This window comes from Streptomyces sp. NPDC048637 (assembly GCF_040650675.1).
Taxonomy (GTDB): domain Bacteria; phylum Actinomycetota; class Actinomycetes; order Streptomycetales; family Streptomycetaceae; genus Streptomyces.
The window spans coordinates 26,011-40,288 of sequence record NZ_JBEZHQ010000060.1; the positions used below are offsets into that span (position 1 = coordinate 26,011).

Here is a 14,278-nt window from a genome sequence, read left to right on the forward strand (position 1 = left end):
TCAGCGGGCCGGATGTGTCGTGTTCGACGGCGTCGAGGACGGGTCCGGGCCGGTCGGCTTCGGCGTCGGACTCGGCGCCGTCGGAGTGGGCGACGGGGACGTCGGGGTCGGCGTGGGCGTCGGCTTCGGGGACGGCGGGGTCGGCTTCGGGTGCGGGGGCGTCGGACGCTGCGGGCCGGGAGCCGGCCCGGTCACACCGTGGCCCCGCATCGTGACGGCGGTGCCGCCGGGCTCGATGGCGATCCTGGCCCGCCAGTGGCCGGCCGGCTCCCGGTCGTGGTCGATATCGACCGTGATCGTCGTGGACTCGCCCGGCCGCAGCGTGCCCGCCGTATGACTCATCTGCAGCCAGGCCGCGCCCGCCGACGCCCGCCAGCGCACCGGGGCGCCGCCCGAGGCGGTGAGCGTGATGACCGTGGTCCGTCCACTGGGCGCGGCGGCGACGGTCAGCCGGCCGGGGCCCCACTCCCGCCGGCGGCCCGGCTCGTCCGGCCGCTGCGGGGTGCCGTCCGCGCTGATCACCTCGACGGACACATCGGGCGTCCCGTCGCCCGCCGTGAAGCCGGGCTCGGGCGTCGTCCTGGCATTGCCGGCGTTCTCGTACGGGCGGCCGCCCAGCCGCGGCCCCGGTTCCGTGTCGCTGGCCGTCACCGAGGGCGAGTCGTCCGCCGCCACGTCGGTGGCGGGGCCGCCCCGGTACGCCGCCCACAGGGCCAGCACCGGCGCCGCGACGACCGTGGCGACCACGGTGGTGGTCAGCGCCCGGTTGCGCAGCCGGCGCCGGCGGGCCACCCGGTCCTTGGGCGGACCGACGGGGAATCCGGCACGGTCATAACGAGGAGAACCGTTTGCCCCACTCGCCCGGCCGCCGCGTCCCGCACCGGCCACCCCTTCCGCGCGGCCCGACTTGGCACCCCGGGCCGCCGCCAGCGCACCGAGCACCGCCTCCCGGGGCGCAGTGACCAGCGGCAGGGTGCCCTGGGGCACCGGTGCGGTGCCCGGCCAGGTCCCCGGGGCGGTGGCCCGCTCGGCGGTCCGCCGGCACTCGGCACAGTCGTCGACATGGCGCACCAGCTCCCGGCTCAGCGCCGCGCCCAGCAGCATCTGGGTGTCCCCCGCCAGCCGCGCGACCTCGCGGCAGCGGCCGGACTCCACGACGGCCAGCGCCGCCCGGGTCCGTTCGACCTCGCAGGACGCGGTGGCCAGCAGCGTGCGGGTGGCGATCGGGTCGGCGCCGAGCACCGCGGCGACCTCGTCCGCGGCGAGGTGATGACGCACCGCGAGCTCCAGCGCCTCGCGCTGCTCGGGGGTGGTGCCCGCGGCCTCCGGCCAGGCCAGCGCGGCCAGTTCACCCTGCCGGCGCTCGGCCTCGCGGGCCGCTCCGGGGCCCGGCTTCCCGGCGGCCGGCGCGGTCCGTTCGGCGAGCCGGCGCAGACAGGCCCAGCGGGCCAGGGCGTAGAGCCAGGAGCGGTGCAGCGCCGGGTCGGCGGGGCGCCGGCCGTGGTGCCGCTCGGCGAGCGCGAGCATCTCGCCGAGCACCGCGGTCGCGGCATCGTGTTCGCACAGCACGGACAGGCAGTAGGTGAACAGCCCGTCCAGATAGGGCTGGTAGCCGTCGCGGCTCCTGTCCGGGGGGCGCGCGGCGTCCGGGCCGGGCCGCTCGGACGGCTGCGGCCGGCTCCGGCGCCGCGCGTCGCCGCGCGACCGGTGTGCGCCGGTGGAGTGCGTGGGGTGCTCGGGCCTGCTGCTCATCACCCCGGCGACGGTAGGCGGATGATGCAGCCCTGCTTGCTCGCGTTGGACACTTTTAACCCTTACGGGTGACCATCTCCCTCAAAAGGGGACACGAATAGCTCTTTACACGGGAGCTGCACTCCGTATGCGCCACTCGGTCGGCGCAACTGCCGGCCGCGGCGCCCCGGCACCGACCCCCGACTCCGACTCCGGCCCCGGCCCCCGACCCCGGCCCGGCCCTGCCCCGGCCCCGACCCCGGCCCGGCCCTGCCCCGGCCCCGGCCCCGGCCCCAGCCCCAGCCCCAGCCCCAGCCGATCTTGGACGGGCGCCCGCTCCGTGAGACTCCCGGCGGCATTGTCGGACCCCGCCGCTACGGTGACCCCATGGCAACGCGTAAATCGTCGGGCAGGGAGCGTCCCTCCTACCGCTGCACCGAATGCGGCTGGACCACCGCGAAGTGGCTCGGCCGCTGTCCCGAGTGCCAGGCATGGGGCACGGTCGAGGAGTTCGGCGGCGCCCCCGCGGTGCGCACGACCGCGCCCGGCCGGGTCACCACCGCCGCCCTGCCCATCAGCCAGGTCGACGGCAAGCAGGCCACCGCCCGCTCGACGGGCGTGCCCGAGCTGGACCGCGTCCTGGGCGGCGGGCTGGTCCCCGGCGCCGTCGCGCTGCTGGCCGGCGAGCCCGGCGTAGGCAAATCCACCCTGCTGCTGGACGTCGCCGCCAAGGCCGCCTCCGACACCCACCGCACGCTGTATGTGACGGGCGAGGAGTCCGCCGGCCAGGTACGGCTCCGCGCCGACCGCATCGGCGCCCTCGACGACCATCTGTATCTGGCCGCCGAAACCGACCTCTCCGCCGTCCTCGGCCACCTGGACACGGTCAAGCCCTCACTTCTGATCCTGGACTCGGTGCAGACCGTCGCCTCCCCCGAGATCGAAGGGGCGCCCGGCGGTATGGCCCAGGTCCGTGAAGTGGCCGGCGCACTGATCCGGGCCTCCAAGGAACGCGGTATGGCCACCCTCCTGGTCGGCCATGTCACCAAGGACGGCGCCATCGCCGGACCGCGCCTGCTGGAGCATCTCGTCGACGTCGTCCTCCACTTCGAGGGCGACCGGCACGCCCGGCTGCGCCTGGTCCGCGGCGTCAAGAACCGCTACGGCACCACCGACGAGGTCGGCTGCTTCGAGCTGCACGACGAAGGCATCGTCGGCCTCGCCGACCCCTCGGGCCTCTTCCTGACCCGCCGTGCCGAGCCGGTGCCCGGCACCTGCCTGACCGTGACCCTGGAGGGCCGCCGCCCCCTGGTCGCCGAGGTCCAGGCGCTGACCGTCGACTCCCAGATCCCCTCCCCCCGGCGCACCACCTCCGGCCTGGAGACCTCCCGGGTCTCGATGATGCTCGCCGTCCTGGAACAGCGCGGCCGGATCAGCGCCCTGGGCAAACGCGACATCTACAGCGCAACGGTCGGCGGCGTGAAGCTGACCGAGCCCGCCGCGGACCTCGCCGTGGCCCTCGCCCTGGCCAGCGCGGCCAGCGACACCCCCCTGCCGAAGAACCTGGTCGCCATCGGCGAAGTAGGGCTCGCGGGCGAGGTCAGGCGGGTCACGGGCGTCCAGCGCCGGCTGTCCGAAGCGGCCCGGCTCGGCTTCACCCACGCCCTCGTCCCCTCCGACCCCGGCAAGATCCCCGACGGAATGCGGGTGCTGGAGGTCGCCGACGTCGGACAGGCACTCAGCGTGCTGCCCAAGCGGGTCCGCCGGGAGGCCCCACAGGAAGAGGGCGCACGCCGGTAGACTTTGCCCTGGTCTCGCCCGTCACCGCAGAATTGCCTGTCGGCCACGTACGCTCCGCTGGTACGTCAACCACAGCATGGACCGGGCGGCCTGCGGACCGACAGACCTTGCGACGGAGGAGTGCAGTGGCAGCCAACGACCGGGCATCGACTCCCGGCAGGTCCGGCGGAAGTTCCGGCACCGAGAGCCTGATGCGCGCCACGCTGAGCGCCGTCGCGCCCGGTACGGCCCTGCGCGACGGCCTGGAGCGCATCCTCCGCGGCAACACGGGCGGGCTGATCGTGCTGGGCTTCGACAAGACCGTCGAATCCATGTGCACCGGCGGTTTCGTCCTCGACGTGGAGTTCACCGCGACCCGGCTGCGCGAGCTGTGCAAGCTCGACGGCGCGCTGGTCCTCGACAAGGACATCACCAAGATCCTCCGGGCCGGTGTCCAGCTGGTCCCGGACGCCTCCATCCCGACGGAGGAGACCGGCACCCGCCACCGCACCGCCCAGCGCGTCTCCATCCAGGCCGGCTTCCCGGTCGTCTCCGTCAGCCAGTCGATGCGCCTGATCGCCCTCTACGTCGACGGCGAGCGCCGCGTCCTGGAGGAGTCCGCCGCGATCCTCTCCCGCGCCAACCAGGCACTGGCGACCCTGGAGCGCTACAAGCTCCGCCTGGACGAGGTCGCCGGCACCCTCTCCGCCCTGGAGATCGAGGACTTGGTCACGGTCCGCGATGTCACCGCGGTCGCCCAGCGCCTGGAGATGGTCCGCCGGATCGCCACCGAGATCGCCGAGTACGTCGTCGAGCTCGGCACGGACGGCCGGCTGCTCACCCTCCAACTGGAGGAGCTGATCGCCGGCGTGGAGCCCGAGCGGGAGCTGGTCGTCCGCGACTACGTCCCCGAGCCGACCGCCAAGCGCTCCCGTACGGTCGCCGAGGCGCTCGCCGAGCTGGACGCCCTCAGCCACACCGAACTCCTCGAACTCCCCACTGTGGCCCGCGCGTTGGGCTACAGCGGCGCCCCCGAAACACTGGACTCCGCGGTCTCGCCGCGCGGCTTCCGCCTGCTGGCGAAGGTCCCCCGGCTGCCCGGCACGGTCATCGACCGCCTCGTCGACCACTTCGGCGGCCTGCAGAAGCTGCTCGCGGCCAGCGTCGACGACCTCCAGACGGTCGACGGCGTCGGCGAGGCCCGCGCCCGCTCGGTCCGCGAGGGCCTGTCCCGGCTGGCGGAGTCGTCGATCCTGGAGCGGTACGTCTAGCGGTACGGCTCGCGGTGCGTCTAGCGGTACGGCTCGCGGTACGGCTCGCGGTGCGTCTAGCGGTACGGCTGGCGGTACGGCCGCCGTATGTCTCGCGGTATGTCTCGCGGTCCGTCTAGCCGTATGTCTCGCGGTGCGGCTCGCCGTACGCCTATCGGTACGTCTGACGACGGGGTGACCCGTCCGACGTCGGGGCAGTGGCGGCATCGGTGGCATCGGTGACATTGGTGGCATCGACGACATCCGACGCCGTGACCTCGCCGCCGGGCGCCGCAGCGGAGAGGTCCGGCGTCATGACCGGTGTCAGCCGGCCCGGCCCAGCACCGCCGCCTCCTTCTCCGGGCTCAGGCCGACCACCGGCCGGTCCGGGCGCTGCGGGGCCACCCCGCCGAGGGACTGCAGCCAGGCCCAGGTGTCAGTGACCGTTTCGCCGATGGGACGGCAACGCAGCCCGGCCGCCAGGGCCTTGGACACATCGGCGCCGAAGAACGTGTCCCGCAGCTCGCCCGCCGCCAGCCAGACCGGCAGTTCGCTCCAGGGCTCGATACCGGCGGCGAGGACATCCTCCGGAGCGGTCCAGCGCAGCTCCGCGTCCGCGCCGGTGGCCCGCACACAGCTCTCCAGGAACTCCCCCATCGTGGCGTGCCCGGACTCGCTCACCAGGTTGTACGGACCGCCGAGCCCGGCCTCCAGCGCCTCGACCGTCCATACGGCGAGATCCCGGACATCGATGTACTGCAGCGCCAACTCCCGGGGACCCGGGGCGAGGACCGGGCCACCGCGGGCGATCCGGCCCAGCCACCACGGCAGCCGCCCGATGTTCTCGTACGGCCCGAGAATCAGCCCCGCGCGGATCAGCAGCGCCCGGTCCCCGAACGCCTCGGTCACGGCCAGCTCACCGCCCCGCTTGGCCTGCGCATAGTCCTCGGCGTCCGTGGCGTCCGGGGAGCCCGTCACCAGCGGAGCCTGCTCGCCGTACGGGGCGGTGGGCGGAAAGGCGTACACAGAGCCGCTGGAGACGTACGCATACCTCCCGACCCGACCGGCCAGCAGCCGCGCCGTGTCCCGCACCGCCGACGGCGCACCGCTCCAGGTGTCGACGACCGCGTCCCACTCACCCTGCTCCAGTGCCGCGAGCCCCGCCGCATCCCCACGGTCGCCGTGCAGCGCCGCAGTCCCCTCCGGCGGGGCGTGCTTCCCACGGTGGAACACCGTCACCTGCCAACCCCGCGCCAGCGCCGCCTCGGTGACCGCCCGGCCGACGAACTCCGTACCACCCAGCATCAGTAGCTTCATGTCGGCGACTGTGCCGGACAGCGGTGCCCGGGACCAGCGGCCCACGCTCTCAGCGGAATCCCTCTGGGCGGAATAAGCGGAGGGAGGGGATCCGGGGGGCCTCAGCCCTCCGCCTCAGCCCTCCGCCAGGACGAACGTCGTGCGGGCCGCCTCCAGCCCCGGCACCTTGGCCTCGATCTCGTACTTGCCGGCGGGCACCTTGGCCGAACTCGGCGTGGCGCACTGCGGACCGCTGGCCCGGCGGTCCCACTCGATGACGCGCTGCACGGATCCCTTGGCCGGCACCTGCAGCAGCGCGGGCTCGGTGCCCGACGGGCAGTCGTTCGAGGCCCACACCCGGTCGTCGCCCGCGGCGTCGCTGATGGTGAGCACCGCCGCCTTCTGCCCGAGGTCCACCTTGCAGGCCGCCCCGGCCGCGTTCTCGACCGTCAGCTCGAACTTCGGCCGGACGCCCGGCGCATAGGAGTGCTTGACGCTGCGCAGCGCCAACTCCGCTTTCCCGGCAATGCAGTTGGGGAGCGAGGAGCCGGCCGCGACGGCGTTCTTGCCGGAGCCCTGGCCGATCGGCCCGCCACCGGAACCGGAACCCCCGGAACCGGCGCCACCACCGGAACTTCCGCCGCCGCCCGCGGCGCCCGAGCCGCCCGAGCCCGAGTCCGACCCCTCGTCGTCGCCCGACTCATCGCGTCCGCCCGGCTTTTGGTCGTTCACCGGGCCGCTGGCGGAGGGCCCTGGCGTGATGGACGTCGCGGGGCCCTTGCCGTGCGACCCCTTGCCCTCATCGCTGCTCTTGCCGGCGTCCCCGCCCAAGCTGAGGGCCCACACCACCAGGAGGGCGAGCAGGACGATGATGGCCAGCGCAACGGCCCTCCGCCGCCAGTAGATGGAGGAGGGAAGCGGCCCGATCGGATTGCGCAGTGATCCCACGCGGAAACTCTACGAGAGATCGGCACCCGCACCGGCCAGTACCCGCCGCATCCGGCTGCAACTTTTCCCATGATCGGCCCGGAGTCGGCACCCCGGCCGCAATTCCGGCCCCAACGGGGCCTGATGCCCGTTAGATCTCGGTCTGCTCCGCTCCGGCCTTACTTTCGTCAGATGCGCCCCTGCCGATCGTCGGCTGCGCACCAACCGGGCCGGTCCGTACGGTTGTTGATCATGAACACCACGACTCTCTACCGCGACCTCACCGACCTCGCCCACCACGCCCCCGACTGGCTCCGCACCCTGGCCGGCCTCGGCACCGAGGGCGGGCTGCTGCTCCTGATGGCGATGGCGGTGCCGGTGTGATGGCGGGCCCGCAGCCGTACGGCCCGTTCGGTCGCCCTCGCGCTACTGGTGCCGATATCCAGCGCGGTCGCCTACCTGCTGAGCGAACTCGTCAAGAGCCTGGTGGACGAGGAACGCCCGTGCCGGGCGGTGGCGGGAGCGGCCACCTCGATCGTGCGCTGCCCGCCCGAGGGCGACTGGTCCTTCCCCAGCAACCACTCGACGATCGCCGCGGCCCTGGCCGTCGGCCTCACTCTCGCCTGCCGGGCCACGCTCCTGCTCGCACTGCCGGTCGCCCTGCTGACCGGCCTGTCCCGGGTGTTCGTCGGCGTCCACTACCCGCACGACGTGCTGGCCGGTCTCACCCTCGGCGCGGCGGTGGCAGCGCTGTGCACAGCCCTGCTCGGCCGCCCGGCAACCGACCTGGTGGTACGAATCCGCGCCGGACGGTGGCGGGCGCTCGTGGCGGCGTAACGACTTGACGGCCGGGCATCCATGGGGGGCGCGGCCGCGCGGCCGGGGGAACTCACCGCCGCGGGACGTCACCGCCCCACCGCCCAGCACCCTCACCGCCCCGCAGCCTCACCACCCCAGCAGTCTTACCGCCTCAGCAGCCCCATCACCCCGGCCACTCCTCCTTGTGGCCGAAGCCCTGTCCGTTGTCGATCAGCCGCAGCCAGTCGGGGCGCAGTTCCCACAGCGTGGTGCGCTCCAGGGCGGCGCGCAGCCGGTCGCTCGCCGCGACGAACGGAAAGCGCTCGACATAGACCTGCCAGCCGGCCGCCCGCTCGGCGCCGGTCAGCGGGCGGCAGCGCCCCCGGCCCTGAAGCCCCGTCAAGGCGCTCCACTCCTGACCGTCCCGCTGCGCCGTGAACGCGACCCGCGCGCCGGGCTCCACGAGGGCCCGGCCGTGCCGCGTCGTGGTCGCGGTGACGAAGTACAGCGCGGGCCTGACCGCAGCCACCCCGGCCCCCGCCCCGCCGGACACCACACCGGACGCCACGCCGGACGCCACACCGGACGACCCGCGGCCCTCCGCGTCGGTCACGTACACCTCCACGTCGGTCGCGTACACCTCCGCATCGGTCGCGTACAGCACCGCGCACGCCTGGGGCCCGTCCTCGTCCACATACGCGAGCGTCATCGTCGTATGCGCGGCCAGCGCGCGCCGGATCGACTCCGGGCAGGCCTGGCCGCCCGTCCCCGCCTCACCGCCCGGTCTCGCCTCGTCGCCCAGCCCCGCCCCGTTGCCCGGCCCCGCCCCATCGCCCGGTCCCGCCGGACCGCCCGGCCCCGCATTGCCGCCCGCATCTTCCGCTCCGCCCATCTCCGCCATGCCCGCATCCTCGCTTGCCGCCTCCCTTCTATTCCAGCAACGATTACGGAGAGTAGCCAGTTCCCGCCAAGGCGTGACCCTCGGTGCCCCCACCCGTGGCGCACACCGCGCGCCCCTTTCCCAGCCACCGCGCCCCCCTTGCCCGACACACCGCACGCCCCGCCCCTTCCCCCGACCCGCCGCCCGTCCGCCGGCCCGAGCCGCCCCCCGGCCACTACTCCCGGCCCTGCCGCCACCCCGGACCCGCCGCCCCCATCACTTGCCACTCCCCACCGCCCCACCACAGCACTGGCCCCGCCCCTGCCGCTGCCCCGGCCCCACCCCCACCCGACCGCCGCCCCGGACCCGCCACCCCAGCCGCGGGACCAGGGCTCACACCGCCCCCTCCCCCGGATCCGCCCCACCCCATCCCGTACCCCCCGGTAGCCACCCCCATGGGCACCCGGCCGTCCTGCGTGCGGGTGGGCGTGCGGCGGGGCGGGCCCGGTGCGTTTCCTGGGCGACCCCGGACGTGCCAGGATCGGCAGTGCCATGACTTCGACGCCTGTCACCACCACTGCCACGACCGCCGCCGCCGAGACCGCTTCCGCCGCCGACGCGGCCGCGGAAGCCTCCGACGGGACCGCGCTGCACGGCCCGGTCACCGACTGGTTCGACGAGCACGCCCGCGATCTGCCCTGGCGCCGCCCCGAAGCGGGCGCCTGGGGTGTGATGGTGAGCGAGTTCATGCTGCAGCAGACCCCGGTCAGCAGAGTGCTGCCGGTGTACGAGCAGTGGCTGGCCCGCTGGCCGCGCCCCGCCGACCTGGCCGCCGAGGCGCCGGGCGAGGCGGTCCGGGCCTGGGGCCGGCTCGGCTATCCACGGCGCGCCCTGCGGCTGCACGCCGCCGCGTCCGCAATACAGGAGCGGCACGGCGGCGACGTGCCGCGTGAGCACGGCCAGTTGCTGGCGCTGCCCGGCGTCGGCGAGTACACGGCCGCGGCGGTCGCGTCCTTCGCCTACGGGCAGCGGCACGCGGTGCTGGACACCAATGTGCGCCGGGTGTTCGCCCGCGCGGTGGCCGGCCGCCAGTTCCCGCCGAACGCCACCACCGCGGCGGAGCGCAAGCTCGCCCGCGCGCTGCTGCCCGAGGACGAGCAGCTGGCGGCGCGCTGGGCGGCGGCCACGATGGAGCTGGGTGCGCTGCTGTGCACGGCGCGCACACCGGAGTGCCGGCGCTGTCCGATCGCGGCGCAGTGCGCGTGGCGGCAGGCCGGCTCCCCGGCGCACGACGGTCCGCCGCGCCGCACCCAGACGTACGCCGGTACCGACCGGCAGGTGCGCGGCAAGCTGCTGGCCGTGCTGCGCGAGGCGGTCGCGCCGGTGCCGCAGCAGGTGCTGGACGCGGTGTGGGACGATCCGGTGCAGCGGGCGCGGGCGCTGGACGGGCTGGTCTCGGACGGTCTGGTCGAGCCGCTGGGCGGGGGCCGGTACCGGCTGCCGCTGACGTAGCGCGGCTGTCACATCCGCGGGAAAGAGGAGGCGTGACTGCTTCGGCGGCCGCGCCTCCTGGCGTGACGGCCGTTCGTCTGATTCGGTGTCACCTTTCGGGCAGCATGACCGAATGGTGCCGCGATACGGCCTGAAGAAGGCCCTCACCGGGCTTGGTTGCCGTCGCGTCACGGCCGATAGGTCTTGCGACGGGGGCGTTTCTCCCCCCGGAGTATGACGTGAACAGGCCCGCTGTCCGTCCGAGGTATGACCCCTGGCGCGCTGTTACACAACCGAGGGTTTTCCGTGCACTCGTTGTGGGGCCGACGCACATTACGTCGCAACACCCTCTCCGTAGCGTCTTCCTCGTGCTGGAGATGACCATCAGCACGGTCAACGTGGGGAATCGCAAGCGGATCGGAGGCGTCGAGATGGCGACCAGCGGCGGCAAGGTACTGGACTTCGAAGAGTACGTTCGTACGCGGCAGGAGGCCCTGCTGCGAAGCGCCCGGCGCCTGGTGCCCGACCCGGTCGACGCCCAGGACCTGCTGCAGACGGCCCTGGTCCGCACGTACGGCCGCTGGGACGGCATCGCGGACAAGTCGCTGGCCGACGCCTACCTCCGCCGCGTCATGATCAACACGCGGACCGAGTGGTGGCGGGCGCGCAAGCTGGAGGAGGTGCCGACCGAGCAGCTTCCGGACGCGAGCGTGGACGACGGCACCGAGCAGCGCGCCGACCGTGCCCTGCTGATGGACATCCTCGGGGTGCTGGCTCCCAAGCAGCGCAGCGTTGTCGTGCTGCGACACTGGGAGCAGATGAGCACGGAGGAGACCGCGGCGGCGCTCGGCATGTCGACGGGTACCGTCAAGAGCACGCTGCACCGTGCGCTGGCGCGGCTGCGTCAGGAGCTGCAGATGCGGGACATCGACGCGCGGATGCTGGAGCGCGGCGAGCGGGAGCGGGAGCGGTGCGCGGCCTGACGGGCGACGCACGGCACGCGGTACACGGCACGGGACGCAACACGGAACGCAGCGCCAGACTCGGCACCACACCAGTTACCAGACGAAAAGCATCCTTACCGGTGAAAGCGGGCAGAACGTCAGGCGCCTTACAGCTCCGGGCTCGACGCGCGACAATCGGTTCAGGAACAGCAGCGGGATCAGCGGCTGTGCGAGCAGCACGGTGAGCGGGAGCGGATTGTCCAGGAACAGGTTGACCAGGAGCGGGTTGACCAGAGGCGGCGCGGCCACGGCAGGAGTGGCCGCCGTCGGCCTTTTGCTGGCCGGATGCAATCCGGGGGGCGAGGGCGTGCGCAGCGAGGGCTCCGCCAGCAGCACCCCCGCGCCCAAGAACCCGCCGGTGAGCAGCACCCCCAGCCCGACCTCGACCGCGGCCTACAAGAAGGTCGACGCGGTCCAGCTGCTGAGGGACGACCCGAAGGTCGGCGCGTTTGTGAAGAAGTCCCTTTACGAGCCGTGCGCCGCCGACGAGTACCCGGTCGAGGTGACCTATGCGTCGCTGACCGGCGGCAAGTCCCCCGATGTCATCGTCAACGTCATGACCTGCGCGGATTCCGTCGGCATCGGCTCGTACGTCTATCGCAAACGCAGCGGTGCGAAGGGCGGGTATGACAACGTGTACAGCAACGAGCAGCCGTCGGTCTCGGCCACGGTCATCAAGGGCGAGCTGGAGGTCTCCAAGCAGACCTACGACACCGGCGACAAGGTGTGCTGCCCCTCCGGTGAGGATGTGGTCCCCTACCGCTGGGAAAACGGCGGCTTCGTCGAGCACGATGGCTATCACACCGACTACAGCAAGACCACCGTCGACGGCGACACGCCCGACGACGGCACGGGAACGGAGGGTTGAGACAACCGCATGGCCGAGACCCATGTGCTCTTCGTCGAGGACGACGACGTCATCCGCGAGGCGACTCAGCTCGCTCTGGAGCGGGACGGTTTCGTGGTCACCGCGATGCCCGACGGGCTCGCGGGTCTGGAGGCGTTCCGCGCCAACCGTCCCGACATCGCACTGCTCGATGTGATGGTGCCGGGGCTCGACGGGGTCAGCCTGTGCCGGCGGATCCGCGACGAGTCGACGGTTCCCGTCATCATGCTGTCGGCGCGTGCCGACTCCATCGATGTGGTGCTCGGCCTGGAGGCCGGCGCCGACGACTATGTCACCAAGCCGTTCGACGGTGCGGTGCTGGTCGCCCGTATCCGCGCGGTGCTGCGCCGTTTCGGTCACGCCAGCGGCCCGGACCGGGCGGGCGCCGCCGCGGCCGATGCGGACGATCCCGCCGAGGCGGTGCTGCGCTTCGGTGATCTGGAGATCGACACCGAGGGCATGGAAGTGCGCAAGGGCGGCGAGAATGTCGCGCTGACGCCCACCGAGATGCGGCTGCTGCTGGAGTTCTCCAACGCGCCGGGTACGGTCCTCTCGCGCGACCGGCTGCTGGAGCGGGTCTGGGACTACGGCTGGGGTGGCGACACCCGGGTGGTGGACGTCCATGTCCAGCGGTTGCGCGGCAAGATCGGCCAGGACCGGATCGAGACGGTCCGCGGCTTCGGATACAAACTGAGAGGCTGACACCTCCGGTGGTCAGGCTGGCCCTGCGAACGGGGCTGAGATGGAAGCTCAGCGCCGCGATCGCGCTCGTCGGAGCACTGGTCGCGATCGCGCTGAGCCTTGTCGTGCACAACGCCGCGCGGCATTCCATGCTCGACAACAGCCGGGATGTGCAGATCGAGCGGCTCAACTTCACGCAGAAGATCTTCGAGTCCTCCGGCCGGCTGTTGTCCGGGGCGAAGATCGACGATCCGGACCTGCCGCAGCCGCTGCGTGACGAGGTCGCCAAGAACAAGCGCGCCACCTACCTCCAGGACACCGGTCAGGGCTTGCCGGAGGTGTGGGCCGCCTCTCCGCTCAGCAACGGCCGGGTGCTGTCCACGCACCGTTTCCCCGACCGGGTTTCCGTTCTGGACGATCTGGACCAGGCGCTGGTCATCGGTTCGACCGCGGTGGTGGTCGGGGGCTGTGCGCTGGGGGTGCTGGTCGGCGGGCGGCTCTCCCAGCGGCTGCGCAAGGCGGCCGCGGCGGCCGGGAAGCTCGCCGACGGCGACACCTCGGTCCGGATCCGCGACGAGGTCGGCAGCGGCCGGGTGCGGGACGAGACCGACGATCTGGCGTGGGCCGTGGACGCCATGTCGGACGCCCTCCAGGAACGTATCGAGGCCGAGCGGCGGGTCACCGCCGATATCGCGCATGAACTGCGTACCCCGGTCACTGGTCTGCTGACCGCCGCCGAGCTGCTGCCGCCCGGCCGCCCCTCCGAGCTGGTGCGTGACCGGGCGCAGGCGCTGCGCACCCTCGTCGAGGACGTCCTGGAGGTGGCCCGGCTCGACGGCCATGCGGAGCGCGCCGAGCTGCAGGACGTGGTGCTCGGTGAGTTCGTCACCCGCCGGGTGCGTGCCCTCGACCCGGACATCGGCATCGATGTCGTACGGGACGCCGAGGTCACCACCGATCCGCGCCGGCTGGAGCGGATCCTCGGCAATCTCATCGCCAATGCCGCCCGGCACGGCAGGCCGCCGATCGAAGTCACCGTCGAGGGCCGGGTGCTGCGGGTGCGCGACCACGGTTCGGGTTTTCCCGAGGCGCTGCTGCGGGACGGCCCGAGCCGCTTCCGTACGGGCAGCAGCGACCGGGCGGGCCGGGGCCACGGTCTGGGGCTGACGATCGCGGCCGGCCAGGCCCGCGTGCTGGGCGCTCGTCTCACCTTCCGCAACGCCGATGAACTGACGGACGGTTCGACCGGCGCGGTCTCCGTTCTCTGGCTCCCGGAGAATGCCCCCACCAATACGGGCAGCTTCCCGGTCATCCATCTCCCGGACCGGTAGCCGCTGCGCTTGGGGGCGCTTCCCACGTTGTCGGCTGTCCCGCCGTGGTGGTTCTCGCCGTTGCGCCTGCGGCGGGCCGGGGCGCTGTGTGGGCCTCGGCGTGTTTCGGCCGTCCCACCGTTGCGCCTGGCGGCGGGCGGGATCCGCTGCGCGGGGCTGTCGGGGTGCGGGGACGGGCCGGAGGGGCAGGGGTGTGGGACGTAAAGCGAAGCAGTCCCACACCC

General features: G+C 73.1%; 13 protein-coding genes and 1 pseudogene. 9 read left to right on the top strand and 5 right to left on the bottom strand.

The genetic code is table 11. The annotated features are described in order from the left end of the window. On the bottom strand, nucleotides 1–1,752 hold the full coding sequence (locus AB0C46_RS38545) for a sigma-70 family RNA polymerase sigma factor (protein WP_362833779.1): 1,752 nt from the start codon (nucleotides 1,750–1,752) through the stop codon (nucleotides 1–3). Between the two features lie 366 nt (nucleotides 1,753–2,118). Between AB0C46_RS38545 and radA the strand changes: the two genes are divergently transcribed. Both radA and disA read left to right on the top strand, forming a co-directional pair. Then, nucleotides 2,119–3,531, top strand: coding sequence for a DNA repair protein RadA (gene radA, locus AB0C46_RS38550; protein WP_362833780.1), 1,413 nt, complete (start codon nucleotides 2,119–2,121; stop codon nucleotides 3,529–3,531). Nucleotides 3,532–3,656: 125 nt separating this feature from the next. Then, a complete protein-coding gene (gene disA / locus AB0C46_RS38555; protein WP_362833781.1) occupies nucleotides 3,657–4,781 on the top strand; it encodes a DNA integrity scanning diadenylate cyclase DisA in 1,125 nt (374 codons plus the stop codon). 303 nt (nucleotides 4,782–5,084) lie between these two features. Here disA and AB0C46_RS38560 read toward each other — a convergent pair whose 3' ends face one another. Continuing rightward, nucleotides 5,085–6,077: an NAD-dependent epimerase/dehydratase family protein gene (locus tag AB0C46_RS38560; protein WP_362833782.1), complete on the bottom strand. Its 993-nt coding sequence runs from the start codon at nucleotides 6,075–6,077 to the stop codon at nucleotides 5,085–5,087. A 114-nt stretch (nucleotides 6,078–6,191) separates the two neighbouring features. Further along, the gene (locus AB0C46_RS38565) at nucleotides 6,192–7,004 is read right to left on the bottom strand and encodes a hypothetical protein (protein ID WP_362833783.1); all 813 of its coding nucleotides are present in this window, start codon (nucleotides 7,002–7,004) and stop codon (nucleotides 6,192–6,194) included. Nucleotides 7,005–7,235: 231 nt separating this feature from the next. Here AB0C46_RS38565 and AB0C46_RS38570 point away from each other — a divergent pair, with 231 nt between their 5' ends. Continuing rightward, nucleotides 7,236–7,367 (top strand): hypothetical protein, encoded by a 132-nt coding sequence (locus AB0C46_RS38570; protein ID WP_362833784.1) that lies wholly within the window; start codon nucleotides 7,236–7,238, stop codon nucleotides 7,365–7,367. 42 nt (nucleotides 7,368–7,409) lie between these two features. Further along, a pseudogene (locus AB0C46_RS38575) lies at nucleotides 7,410–7,820 on the top strand (phosphatase PAP2 family protein); the annotation flags it as partial. 145 nt (nucleotides 7,821–7,965) lie between these two features. On the opposite strand, the gene AB0C46_RS38580 reads toward AB0C46_RS38575, so the two are convergent. After that, nucleotides 7,966–8,682: a hypothetical protein gene (locus tag AB0C46_RS38580; protein ID WP_362833785.1), complete on the bottom strand. Its 717-nt coding sequence runs from the start codon at nucleotides 8,680–8,682 to the stop codon at nucleotides 7,966–7,968. 531 nt (nucleotides 8,683–9,213) lie between these two features. On the opposite strand from AB0C46_RS38580, the gene AB0C46_RS38585 reads away from it, so the two are divergent. Both AB0C46_RS38585 and AB0C46_RS38590 read left to right on the top strand, forming a co-directional pair. Next, nucleotides 9,214–10,173, top strand: coding sequence for an A/G-specific adenine glycosylase (locus tag AB0C46_RS38585; RefSeq protein WP_362833786.1), 960 nt, complete (start codon nucleotides 9,214–9,216; stop codon nucleotides 10,171–10,173). A gap of 410 nt (nucleotides 10,174–10,583) precedes the next feature. Beyond that, nucleotides 10,584–11,135: a SigE family RNA polymerase sigma factor gene (locus AB0C46_RS38590; protein ID WP_037743322.1), complete on the top strand. Its 552-nt coding sequence runs from the start codon at nucleotides 10,584–10,586 to the stop codon at nucleotides 11,133–11,135. Nucleotides 11,136–11,210: 75 nt separating this feature from the next. Here AB0C46_RS38590 and AB0C46_RS38595 read toward each other — a convergent pair whose 3' ends face one another. After that, nucleotides 11,211–11,525, bottom strand: a complete 315-nt coding sequence (locus tag AB0C46_RS38595; RefSeq protein ID WP_362833787.1) for a hypothetical protein — start codon at nucleotides 11,523–11,525, stop codon at nucleotides 11,211–11,213. Between AB0C46_RS38595 and AB0C46_RS38600 the strand changes: the two genes are divergently transcribed. Genes AB0C46_RS38600 through cseC form a run of 3 tightly spaced genes read left to right on the top strand, consistent with a single transcriptional unit; the run spans nucleotide 11,515 to nucleotide 14,054 of the window. Then, the gene (locus tag AB0C46_RS38600; RefSeq protein ID WP_362833788.1) at nucleotides 11,515–12,024 is read left to right on the top strand and encodes a hypothetical protein; all 510 of its coding nucleotides are present in this window, start codon (nucleotides 11,515–11,517) and stop codon (nucleotides 12,022–12,024) included. The two genes, AB0C46_RS38595 and AB0C46_RS38600, sit on opposite strands and share 11 nt — an antisense overlap. Before the next feature lie 9 nt (nucleotides 12,025–12,033). Continuing rightward, the gene (cseB, locus tag AB0C46_RS38605; RefSeq protein WP_362833789.1) at nucleotides 12,034–12,744 is read left to right on the top strand and encodes a two-component system response regulator CseB; all 711 of its coding nucleotides are present in this window, start codon (nucleotides 12,034–12,036) and stop codon (nucleotides 12,742–12,744) included. An 8-nt stretch (nucleotides 12,745–12,752) separates the two neighbouring features. Continuing rightward, nucleotides 12,753–14,054: a two-component system sensor histidine kinase CseC gene (gene cseC, locus AB0C46_RS38610; protein ID WP_362833790.1), complete on the top strand. Its 1,302-nt coding sequence runs from the start codon at nucleotides 12,753–12,755 to the stop codon at nucleotides 14,052–14,054. Nucleotides 14,055–14,278: the final 224 nt, after the last annotated feature.